Source organism: Streptomyces fuscichromogenes, from assembly GCF_014645815.1.
GTDB classification, from domain to species: domain Bacteria; phylum Actinomycetota; class Actinomycetes; order Streptomycetales; family Streptomycetaceae; genus Streptomyces; species Streptomyces fuscichromogenes.
In genome coordinates, this window is record NZ_BMML01000029.1 from 79,217 (window position 1) to 91,553 (window position 12,337).

Annotated in this window: 2 protein-coding genes and 1 pseudogene; all 3 read left to right on the forward strand. The window is 74.3% G+C overall.

The genetic code is table 11. The annotated features are described in order from the left end of the window. The first annotated feature begins 9 nt into the window (after positions 1–9). Complete coding sequence (locus IEZ11_RS52785) at positions 10–633, forward strand: acyl carrier protein (RefSeq protein WP_444544944.1); 624 nt, start codon at positions 10–12, stop codon at positions 631–633. Beyond that, positions 630–5,987, forward strand: a complete 5,358-nt coding sequence (locus IEZ11_RS41945) for an SDR family NAD(P)-dependent oxidoreductase (RefSeq protein WP_373295039.1) — start codon at positions 630–632, stop codon at positions 5,985–5,987. Before IEZ11_RS52785 ends, IEZ11_RS41945 begins: the two co-directional genes overlap by 4 nt. Then, positions 5,984–12,205 (forward strand): annotated as a pseudogene (locus IEZ11_RS41950) (SDR family NAD(P)-dependent oxidoreductase); the annotation flags it as partial. The gene IEZ11_RS41945 and the pseudogene IEZ11_RS41950, both read left to right, overlap by 4 nt. Positions 12,206–12,337: the final 132 nt, after the last annotated feature.

Here is a 12,337-nt window from a genome sequence, read left to right on the forward strand (position 1 = left end):
CCGGCGGCCATGGACTTCGGGGCGCTGCGCGCGCAGGCGGCCACGGGTGCGCTGCCGGCCCTGCTCCGCACCCTGGTCCGGCCGGGGCGGCGGGCCGCCCAGAGCGCCGCCGCGGACGTGGACGAACTGGCAGCCCGGCTGGCCCGGTCCGGCCCGGCCGAACGGGAGCACATCGTGCTCGGCCTGGTCCGGCAGGAGGCCGCGGCCATCCTCGGCCACGCCTCGCCCGACCTGGTCGAACCGGACCGGCCGTTCCGGGACATCGGGTTCGACTCGCTGACCGCCGTGGAGCTGCGCAACCGGCTGACCGGACGGACCGGCGTGCGGGTACCGGCCACCGTGGTGTTCGACCACCCCACCCCGGCCGCGATCACCCGCCATCTGCTCGGCGAGCTGGGCGCCGGGGGCGACGGGACCGAGGCGCTGCTGGCAGACCTGGATCAGCTGGCGGCGGCGCTGGACACCGCGGGCGCGGAGGCGCACGCCCGGGTGCTCGACCGGATGCGGGCGATCGTGCGGCGCTGGGACTCGCCCGGTGCGCAACCGACCGACGGGGAGCCGGACTTCGACGTGGCGACAGCCAGCGACGACGAGATCTTCGACCTCATCGACCAGGAGTTCGGCACCGCATGAGCCGCGCCGATCGAGGAGAGGGACCGCCCATGGCAGACGACAAGCTCCGTGACTACCTGAAGCGGGTGGTGGCCGACGCCCGGCGGCTGCAGAAGCGGGTGCGGGACCTGGAGGCCGAACGCACCGAGCCGATCGCCATCGTCGGCATGGCATGCCGGCTGCCGGGCGGCGTCACATCGCCCGAGGACCTGTGGGACCTGGTGACGGCCGAACGGGACGGCATCAGCGGGTTCCCCACGGACCGCGGCTGGGACCTCGACGCGCTGTTCCACGCCGACCCCGACCATCCCGGCACCAGCTACGTGCGCGAGGGCGGCTTCCTGCACGACGCCGGTCGGTTCGACGCGGGGCTCTTCGGGATCTCGCCACGTGAGGCGTTGGCCATGGACCCGCAGCAGCGGTTGATGCTGGAGGTGTCCTGGGAGGCGTTGGAACGCGCCGGTCTCGACCCGCGGTCGCTGAGCGGCGCGGACGTCGGAGTCTTCAGCGGCTACTGCGGGCACGACTACGGCACCGGCCTGCCCGAGGTACCGGATTCCCTGCAGGGCTTCATGATGACCTCCGACGCCGGCAGCGTTCTGTCCGGGCGGGTCGCCTATGTGCTGGGCCTGGAGGGGCCGGCCGTCACGATCGACACGGCGTGCTCGTCCTCGCTGGTGGCACTGCACCTGGCCGTGCAGGCCCTGCGGGACGGCGACTGCGCCATGGCGTTGGCCGGTGGGGTGACCGTGATGGCCACACCGCGGGCGTTCGTGGGCTTCGCCCGGCAGCGCGGGCTGGCCGCCGATGCCCGCTGCAAGGCGTTCGCGGCCGGCGCGGACGGCACCATCTTCGCCGAGGGGGTCGGCGTGCTGGTGGTGGAGCGGCTGTCCGACGCCCGACGGTCGGGGCACAACGTCCTGGCGGTGGTGCGGGGTTCGGCCGTGAACCAGGACGGCGCGTCGAACGGGCTGACCGCACCGAGCGGTCCGTCGCAGCAGCGTGTGATCCGTCGGGCGCTGGCCGACGCACGTCTGTCCCCTTCGGACGTCGACGTGGTCGAGGCGCACGGCACCGGGACCGCACTGGGCGATCCCATCGAGGCACAGGCGATCCTGGCCACGTACGGACAGGACCGGGCCCGGCCGCTGCTGCTCGGCTCGGTGAAGTCCAACATCGGCCACACACAGGGCGCCGCCGGCGTGGCCGGGGTCATGAAGATGGTGCTGGCCATGGGACACGGCATCGTGCCGCGAACCCTGCACGTGGACGAGCCGACGCCGCAGGTGGACTGGACCGCCGGCGCGGTGGAACTGGCCGTCGCGCAGCGTCCGTGGCCGCGGACCGGGCAGCCGCGCCGGGCCGCGGTGTCCGGCTTCGGGGTGAGCGGCACCAACGCGCACGTGATCCTGGAGCAGGCACCGCCGATCGACGCCGGGGAATCGCCGGCCGAACTGGACGTGACCCCGCTGGTGCTCTCCGGGCACGGAAGCGAGGCACTGCGGGCGCAGGCCGGCCGGCTGTCGGCGTTCCTGCGCGACTCGGCGGCGCCGACCGGCGAGGCGGCCCGGACACTGGCGTTCGGGCGGGCGGCGTTGCCGCGGCGCGCAGTGGTGCTGGCCCCGGGACGCGACGACGCACTGTCCGCCCTGGACGCCCTGGCGCAGGGTGCCGACCACCCGGCCGTCGTGACCGGTGCCGTCGCCCGCGGCCGGCTGGCCATGGTGTTCCCCGGGCAGGGAGCGCAGCGGGCCGGCATGGGCCGCGCGCTGTACGAGCGGTATCCGGTGTTCCGGCAGGCGTTCGACGAGATCTGCGTGGAGCTGGACCGGCAACTCGGCACGGACGTCCGGGACGTCGTGTTCGGTGACGCGGGGGAGCTGATCGAGCGGACGGTGTTCGCCCAGGCGTCGCTGTTCGCGCTGGGCGTCGGCCTGCTGCGGCTGTGGGAGTCGTTCGGCGTACGACCGGACGTGGTCGCCGGCCACTCGGTCGGGGAGATCGCCGCGGCGCACGCGGCCGGCGTGCTGTCCCTGGCCGACGCGATCACGCTGGTGGCGGCGCGCGGCCTGTTGATGGAGGCGTTGCCGCCGGGCGGCGTGATGGTGTCGGTGCTCGCGCCGGAACAACGGGTGCGGGCGGCACTGGTGCCCGGTGTGGACGTGGCGGCGGTCAACGGGCCGTCGTCGGTGGTGCTCTCCGGTGACGAGCACGCGGTGTCCCGGGTCTCGGACGAACTGGCGGCTGCGGGTCACAAGACGAAGCGCCTGACCGTGTCGCACGCGTTCCATTCGGCGCTGATGGAGCCGATGCTGGCGGAGTTCCGGGCCGCGGTGTCCGGGCTGACCTTCGCGCCGCCGCGGCTGCCGTTCGTGTCGACGGTGACCGGCACGGTCATGGCGGAGTTCGACACCGAGTACTGGGTGCGGCAGGTGCGGGACACCGTCCGGTTCGCCGACGGCGTCAGCGCACTGGTCGGCTGCGAGGTGCGCACGGTGCTGGAACTGGGGCCGGACGGCGCGCTGTCGGCGCTGGGCCGGGACTGCTCGCCGGACGAGCGGATCGCCTTCGTGCCGAGTCTGCACCGCGACGGCGATGTACTCAGGGCGCTCGCCGTCGGCCACGTGCGCGGCGTCGCCGTCGACTGGTCGGCGCTGCTCGGGGCCGGCCCGGTCCACACCGGCTTGCCGACCTATGCCTTCCAGCACGAGAACTTCTGGCTGTCCGGCGACCACAGAGGACCATCGACCACCGGGCACCCGCTGCTCGGCACCTTCGTCGACCTGCCCGACACCGGCGGCGCGGTGTTCACCTCCCGGCTCTCGCTGCGGGCGCAGCCGTGGCTGGCCGACCACGTCGTCGGCGGCGAAGTCCTGCTGCCCGGCGCCGCCATGGTCGACCTCGCACTGCGAGCCGGCGACGAACTCGGCTGCGGCGCGGTCGAGGAGGTGGTGATCGAGGCGCCGGTCGTGCTGACCTCCGACGGAGCGCTGGCGCTGCGCGTGAGCGTGGGGGAGACCGATGACGACGGCCGTCGACCGGTCAGCGTGCACACCCGGTCGGACGTGGTCGGCGCGCCATGGACCCGGCACGCGCACGGCACCGTTCGCCAGCAGCCGGAGGCCCCGGACTTCTCGCTCGCGCAGTGGCCGCCGGACGGCGCGGTCGCCGCCGATCCTGCCGACCTGGCCGGCCTGTACGACGATCTGAGAAGCGTCGGATACCGCTACGGGCCGGTGTTCCAGGGCGTCCGTGCGGTCTGGACCCTCGACGACGCCGTGTACGCGGAGCTGTCGCTCCCGGCCGACCACCACGACCGGGCGGCGAAGTTCGGGCTCCACCCCGCCCTGCTCGACACCGCCCTGCACGCCGCAGCCTTCCTCGACCGCGCCGGCCTGTCCTCCCGGCAGACGACGCTGCCCTTCGCATGGCGCGACGTCGCGTTGTACGCGCCGGGGGCGACGATGCTCCGCGTCCGGGTCACGGCCGGCGGTCCCGACGTGCTGCGGCTGGATCTCGCCGACGGCGACGGCATGCCGGTGGCGTCGATCGGCTCGCTGCTGTCGCGGCCGGCCACCGGTCAGCTCGGCGCCGCCCGGGTGCGGGACAGCCTGTTCCGCGAGACCTGGCCCGTGCTGGAGCTCGCACCGGCCGCGCCGACCACGGTGGTCCCGGTCGCGACCGTCGCCGACGTACGGCAGCTCGACGGCGACGCGGTCGCCGAGCTGGCGGTGCCCGAATCCGACGACGTCCGGGAGCTGACCTCCCAGGTCCTGGCCGTGCTCACCGAGTGGCTGGGGTTGTCGCTTTCCGACTCGGGCCGCCTGATCGTGACGACACGCGGCGCGGTCGCCGTCGACCCGGCCGACGTCCCCGATCCGGCCCAGGCCGCGGTGTGGGGCCTGGTCGGCTCCGCGCAGGCCGAGAACCCGGGCCGGATCGTGCTGGTCGACACCGACGGCCCGGTCGAGGCGTCGTCGGTGCTGGGTACGGACGAGACGCAACTGGCGATCAGGGCCGGCCGCGCGCACCGCCGCCGCCTGATCCGCGCCGAGGCCGCTGAACCGTTCGTGCCGGAGCCGGCCGGGACGGTGTTGATCACCGGTGGCAGCGGGTCGCTCGGCGGCATCGTCGCCCGCCATCTCGTCACCGAACACGGCGTGCGGCACGTGGTGCTGGCCAGCCGCCGGGGCGAGGCCGCCGACCTCGTCGCCGAGCTGACCGCCCTCGGGGCCACGGCCCGCGCGGTGGCGTGCGACGTGGCGGACCGCGAGGCGACCGCGCGACTGCTGGCCACCGTCGAGCCGCCGCTGACCGCCGTCGTACACACCGCCGGTGTCCTGGACGACGGCACGGTCACGGCGATGACACCCGAGCGACTGGACACCGTACTGCGGCCCAAGGCCGACGCTGCCGTCATCCTGCGCGAGCTCATGCCGACGGCCGCGAAGCTGGTGTTGTTCTCCTCGGCCGCCGGCCTGTTCGGCAGCCCCGGCCAGGCCAACTACGCGGCGGCCAACTCCTTCCTGGACGCGTACGCCCGTCGGCAGCACGCCGCCGGCCGGCCCACCGTCGCCCTGGCCTGGGGAATGTGGGCGCAGCGCGACGGCATGACGGCCGCGCTCGGCGACACCGACCGGACCCGGCTGGCCCGTGGGGGAGCGGCGGCCCTGACCGCGGCGGAGGGCATGGCGCTGTTCGACGCGGCCCTGGGCGCCGCCGAATCCGTGCTGGTGCCGATGAAGGTGGACTTCGGGGCGCTGCGGGCACAGGCATCCGCAGGCACACTGCCCGGTCTGCTGCGCGACCTGGTGCCCCGGCCGCGAGGACGGACGGCACCGGCGGGCGACGACTTCGCCGCCCGGCTGGCCGCCGCCACCGCCGCCGACCGGCCGAAGCTGCTGCTGGACGTGGTGCGCCGGGAGGCCGCGCTGGTGCTGGGCCACGCCTCGCCGGCCGCGATCGCACCCGACCAGGTCTTCACCGACATCGGCTTCGACTCGCTGTCCGCGGTCGAGCTGCGGGACCGGCTGGCGGCACGCACCGGACTGCGGCTGCCGGCCTCCTTCACCTTCGACCACCCGACGCCGTCCGCGCTGGTCGAGTACCTGGGCGACCGGCTCGGCGGCGGCCGGAACGACGACCGTGTGCTGGCCGAACTGGCCCGGCTGGAGTCGGCGGTGGCCGACGCCGGACCCGATGGCGCGGCCACCGGCCTCGTGCCGCGGCTGCGGGCGCTGCTGGCCCGGGCCGAGGCCGCCGCCGCGTCCGAGTCGTCCGGCGACGTGGCCGCCCGCCTGGAGTCGGCGTCCGTGGCCGACGTCCTGGCCTTCATCGACGACGAGTTCGGCCCGGAAGACCCCGAGGGAGAGTGACCAGAGCAGTGGACAGTCAGGACACGACCGGTGGCGACGAGCGGCTGGTCAAGTACCTCAAGCGGGTGACCGCCGACCTGCACCAGACCCGGCAGCGACTGGCGCGGGTGACGGCGGAGCGGTCCGAGCCGATCGCCATCGTGGGCATGGCCTGTCGGCTGCCCGGCGGCGTCGCCTCGCCGGAGGACCTGTGGGACCTGGTCGCCGGCGGCCGGGACGCCATCACGGCGTTCCCGGACAACCGCGGCTGGGACCTGGACACCCTGTTCCATCCCGACCCGGACCACCCCGGCACCAGCTACGTGCGGGCCGGTGGCTTCCTGCACGACGCCGACCGGTTCGACCCCGGTTTCTTCGGGATCTCACCACGCGAGGCGCTGGCGATGGACCCGCAGCAGCGGTTGATGCTGGAGGTCTCCTGGGAGGCGTTCGAGCGGGCCGGGATCGACCCGACGACGTTGCGCGGCGAGGCCGTCGGCGTCTACTGCGGCGCCCTCAACCAGGACTACGCGGCCCGGCTGGACACCGTGCCCGAGGGCGTGGAGGGCCACCTGGTGACCGGCGGCGCCGGCAGCGTGCTGTCCGGGCGCGTGTCGTACGTGCTGGGACTGGAGGGCCCGGCGGTCACGGTGGACACCGCCTGTTCTTCGTCGCTGGTGACGTTGCACCTGGCGGCGCAGGCACTGCGCGACGGCGAGTGCTCGATGGCGCTGGCAGGCGGCGTGACCGTGATGTCCACCTCCTGGGCTTTCGTCGGGGTGTCCCGGCAACGCGGCATGGCCGAGGACGGGCGGTGCAAGTCCTTCTCCAGCGACGCCGACGGCACCGGTCTGGCCGAGGGCGCCGGTGTGCTGCTGCTGGAACGGCTGTCCGAGGCCGAGCGGCTGGGACATCCGGTGCTTGCGGTGGTACGCGGCTCCGCGGTGAACCAGGACGGCGCCTCCAACGGGCTGACCGCGCCGAGCGGGCCGTCGCAGCAACGCGTGATCCTGAAGGCGCTGGAGACGGCCGGGCTCGCACCGTCCGACGTGGACGCCGTGGAGGCGCACGGCACCGGCACCGCGTTGGGCGACCCGATCGAGGCGCAGGCCCTGCTGGCCACCTACGGCCAGGGCCGGCCGGCGCACCGCCCGCTGTGGCTGGGGTCGTTGAAGTCCAACATCGGCCACACACAGGCCGCCGCCGGCGTCGCCGGCGTGATCAAGATGGTGCAGGCGATCCGGCACGCGCAGCTGCCGCCGACGCTGAACGTCACCGAACCGACCAGACAGGTGGACTGGTCGACCGGCGCGGTGGAACTGCTGACCGCCGGCCGGGACTGGCCCGAGGCGGCCGCGCCACGCCGCGGGGCGGTGTCCGGGTTCGGGGTCAGCGGCACCAACGCGCACGTGATCATCGAGCAGGCGCCGCCGGTTGCCGACCCCGTCGGGGCCGCCCTCGACGAGACGTCCGTCGGCGGCGGCATCGCGCCTGTGGTGGTGACCGGCCAGGGCGCGGCCGGACGCGCCGCCCAGGCCCGGCAGCTGGCCGCTCTGCTGGCCGACCGGCCGGACCTGGCGGTCGGCGATGTCGCCCATGCGCTGGTCCGCAACCGCGCGGTGCTCCCGGACCGCGCCGTGGTGCTCGCCGCGGACGTCGTGGACGGGCTCACCGCGCTGGCCGACGACCGGTCCGCCGCCGGCGTCGTCCGCGGCGAGGGACCGCTCGTGACCGGCGAAGTGGTGTTCGTCTTCCCCGGGCAGGGCTCGCAGTGGCTGGGCATGGCCGCCGAACTCTTCGAGTCCTCGCCGGTGTTCGCCGCCGCCATGGCGGAATGCGACGAGGTGCTGCGCGACTACGTGGACTGGTCGGTGATCGACGTGATCCGCCAGGATCCGGCCGCTCCCGACCCGACCCGCATCGAGGTCGTACAGCCGTCGCTGTTCTCCGTACACGTGTCGCTGGCCGCCCTGTGGCAGCACGTCGGCGTGCGGCCGGCCGCGGTGGTCGGACACAGCCAGGGCGAGATCGCCGCCGCCGTCGTGTCCGGCGCGCTGTCGCTGTCCGACGGCGCCCGCGTCATCGTGGCCCGCAGCGCCCTGCTGGCCGAAGAACTGCTGGGCAAGGGCGCGATGGCGTGGATCGGCACCTCCGCGGCCGACGTCGAGGCCCGGCTGGCGGAGTGGGCCGACCGGGTCTCCGTCGCCGGCCGCAACTCGCCCCGGGCGGTCACCGTGGTCGGCGAGACCGAGGCGCTGCACGAGCTCGTCGCCGCCTGCAAGGCCGACGGCATCCGCACCCAGATCGTCGGCTCGTCGGTGGCGTCGCACTGCGCGCAGATCGAACCGCTGCGTGACCGGCTGCTGGCGATGTTCGCCGACGTCACTCCGATGGCCGCGCGGGTACCGTTCTACTCGTCGGTCAGCGGCACGAAGATCGACACCACCGGCATGGACGCGGAGTACTGGTACCGCAACGCCCGCGAGCCGGTCGACCTGGAAACGGCCGTACGCAACCTGATCGCCGACGGCTACGCGTTCTTCGTGGAGCTCAGCGCGCACCCGGTGCTCACCGTGCCGGTGCAGGAGACCGCGGAGGCGGTCGGCGCGGACATCGTCGCCGTCGGCTCGCTGCGCCGCGACGACGGCGGCCCCCGACGGTTCCTCACCTCCATGGCCGAAGGCTTCGTGCGCGGTCTGCCGGTGGACTGGTCCACGCTGTTCGACGCCGACCGCCCGGCGCATGTCGAACTGCCGACCTACCCGTTCCAGCAGCAGCGTTACTGGCTGGCCACCAGCGACACGACCGGCGATGCCGGCGGCCTCGGCCTCAGCGGCGCCGAGCACCCGTTGCTGGGAGCGGTGGCCGAGCTGCCCGAGTCCGGCGGTGTGCTGGTGACATCGAGGCTGTCGCTGCGGTCACAGCCATGGCTGGCGGATCACGCCGCGGCGGGCACGGTGCTGCTGCCCGGCGCGGCATTTGTGGAGTTGGTGGTGCGCGCCGGCGACGAAGTGGAGTGCGGCGCCGTCGAGGAACTGATCGTGGAGACCCCGCTGGCACTGCCGCCGAACGGCGCGGTGCAGCTGAGGATCACCATCGGTGAGGCGGACGACTCCGGGTTCCGTCCGGTCAACGTGTACGCCCGTGCCGAGGACGCCGGCCCCGGTGCGCCGTGGACCCGGCACGTGCACGGCACCCTGACGGCTTCCCCGCCGCTCGCCGACTTCTCTTTCAGCCACTGGCCGCCGCCCGGGGCGACCCAGGTCGACGAGGACCGCCTGGCCGGCTTCTACGACCGGCTGGCAGCCGCCGGATTCGGCTACGGCCCGGCGTTCCGCGGCCTGTGCGCCGTCTGGCTGGCCGGTGACGACATCTATGCCGAGGTCGAGTTGCCCGAGGAACAGCAGGCCGACGCCGCGCGGTTCGGGCTGCACCCGGCGCTGCTGGACGCGGCCCTGCACGCCGGCGTGTTCGCCGCCGGCGACGAGCCGAAGCTGGCGCTGCCGTTCGCGTACCGGGGCGTGGTCCTGCATGCGAACGGTGCGTCGGCGCTGCGGGTGCGCATCAGCCCCGCCGGCGCCGACTCCATCCGCGTACAGGCGGCGGACGGCTCCGGGGCCCCGGTGGCGTCGGTGTCCTCTCTGGTGTCGAGGGTGGTGGAACCGGCCCGGCTCGGTGGCAGCCCAACCGGTGACCAGGTGTTCCTGGTCGACTGGGAGGAGTACGCGCCGGCCGTCACCGCGGCGACCCGGCCCACCCCGGTGACCACCACCGCGGACCTGGCCGAGCTGACCGGCGGCGACGTGCTGCTCTACGACGTGCCCACGGTGCCCGGCACCGCGGCCGAGGCGGCTCGCGACCTCACCACCCGGGTGCTGACGGTGTTGCAGACGTGGCTGGCCAACCCGGCGTTGGCGGACAGCCGCCTGGTGGTCCGCACGAGCCGGGGTGTGAAGATCCGGGACGGCGAGACGCCGGATCCGGCGGTGGCGGCGGTGTGGGGCCTGGTCGGCGCCGCGCAGTCGGAGCACCCGGGCCGGATCGTGCTGGTCGACGCCGACGGCTCGCCGGCGTCGGACTCCGTGCTGCCGGCTCTCCTGGACGTGGACGAACCGCAGTTCGCCGTGCGGGACGGGGCATGCCTTCTGCGCCGTCTGATCCGCGCCGACGCCGCCGGCACTCTGGTCCCACCGGCAGGCGAGCCGACCTGGCGGCTGGACACCCGCGCCACGGGCACGCTGGAAGGCCTAGCACTGGTACCCGCACCAGAGGCCGCGCGCCCGCTGGAGGAGGGCCAGGTGCGGGTGGCGGTCCGCGCCGCAGGCATGAACTTCCGTGACGTGCTGATGGCGTTGGGCATGTTTCCCGGCACGATCGACATCTGCCACGAAGGCTCCGGTGTGGTCACCGAGGTCGGCCCCGGCGTGGACGACCTCGGCCCCGGCGACCGGGTGATGGGCATGTTCCCGGGGGCGGGTGGTCCGGTCGCGGTGGCCGAGCGGTTCGCGCTGGCCCGGATGCCCGCCGGCTGGACCTTCGAACAGGCCGCCGCGGTGCCGGCCGTCTACCTGACGGCGTACTACGCGTTCAAGGACCTGATCGACCTGCGCCCCGGCCAGTCGGTGCTGGTGCACGCCGCCGCCGGCGGCGTCGGCATGGCCGCGGTCCAGCTGGCCCACCACTTCGGTGCGGAGGTCTACGGCACCGCGAGCCCGGCCAAGTGGCCGGCGGCGCTCGCCGCCGGCGTGCCGGCGGGCCGCCTGGCCAACTCCCGCACCCTGGACTTCGAGCAGCAGTTCCTGGACATGACCGACGGCCGGGGCTTCGACGTGGTGCTGGACGCACTCACCGGCGAGTTCGTCGACGCCTCGCTGCGACTGCTGCCCCGCGGCGGCCAGTTCCTGGAGATGGGCAAGAACGACGCCCGCGACCCGCAGGCCGTCGCCGCACGGTATCCGGGTGTGACGTACCGGGTCTTCGACATCGCGGAGGCCCGCGGCGCCCGTCTACGGCAGCTGCTGGAGGAACTGCTGGAGCTGTTCGACCGGGGCGTGCTCACGCCGCTGCCGGTGACCACGTGGGACATCCGGCAGGCGCCGGCCGCCTTCCGGCACATGGCGCAGGCCCTGCACGTCGGCAAGAACGTGTTCACGGTGCCGAGGGACCTCGACCCCGACGGCACGGTCCTGGTCACCGGTGGCACCGGCACCCTGGGCACGATGCTGGCCCGGCACCTGGTCCGCGTGCACGGCGTGCGCAACCTGGTGCTGACCGGCCGGCGCGGACCGCAGGCCGAGGGAGCCGCCGAGCTGCGGGCGGAGCTGACCGAACTCGGCGCGCGGGTGCGGATCGTGGCATGCGACACCGCCGACCGGTCGGCGCTGGCCGAGGTGCTGGCGTCGATCCCCGAGAAGGCCCCGCTGACGGCGGTGCTGCACGCGGCCGTCGTACTCGATGACGGTGTGGTGATGTCGCTGACGCCGGAACGACTGGCCGACGTGCTGCGGCCGAAGATCGACGCGGCGGTCCACCTGCACGAGCTGACCAAGGACCTGGACCTGGCCGCCTTCGTGCTGTTCTCCTCCGGGGCCGGCGTGTTCGGCAACGCCGGCCAGGGCAACTACGCGGCGGCCAACGCCTTCCTGGACGCGTTCGCCGAGTGGCGGCGCGCGCAGGGGTTGCCGGCCGTGTCGCTGGCCTGGGGTCTGTGGGCGCAGAGTGTGTCCGCCGGCGCGGCAGCGCACCTCGGCGAGGTCGACCACAGGCGGATGGCCCGCGGTGGCGTCGCCGGCCTGTCGGCCGAGGAGGGCATGGCGCTGTTCGACGCCACCCTGCACGCGCCGCAGTCCGTGGTGCTGCCGATGAAACTCGACTTCGCGGCGCTGCGGGCCGAGGCGGCGGACGGCTCCGTGCCGCCGCTGCTGCGTCGGCTCGTCCGACAGGGCCGGCGGACCGCGCAGTCCGGAGGCGGGGCGGACGCGCTGGCCGAGCGGCTGGCCCGGGCCGGCGCCGGGGACCGGGAGCAGATCCTGCTCGACCTGGTGCGCCAGGAGGCGGCGGCTGTGCTCGGCCACTCCTCGGCCGCGACGGTGCGGCCCGACCTGGCGTTCAAGGAGGTCGGCTTCGACTCGCTGACATCGGTGGAGCTTCGCAACCGGCTGGCCAACCGGAGCGGCGTCCGGCTGCCGGCGACGCTGACCTTCGACAACCCGACGCCGACGGCACTGGCCCGCTACCTGCGGTCGGTGCTGTGTCCGGACGGGGAGCCCGCGCCGGACGACGGGATCGGGGTGGCGGAGGCGGACCTGCGCCGGGTGCTGGCGACGGCTCCGCTGGACCGGCTGCGGGAGCTGGGCGTGCTCGACGCCGTC

What these genes read in the sequence shown, in the direction of transcription:
- IEZ11_RS52785 (WP_444544944.1), top strand. Translation starts at nt 10, where the DNA reads ATGGACTTCGGGGCGCTGCGCGCGCAGGCGGCCACGGGTGCGCTGCCG.
- IEZ11_RS41945 (WP_373295039.1), top strand. Translation starts at nt 630, where the DNA reads ATGAGCCGCGCCGATCGAGGAGAGGGACCGCCCATGGCAGACGACAAG.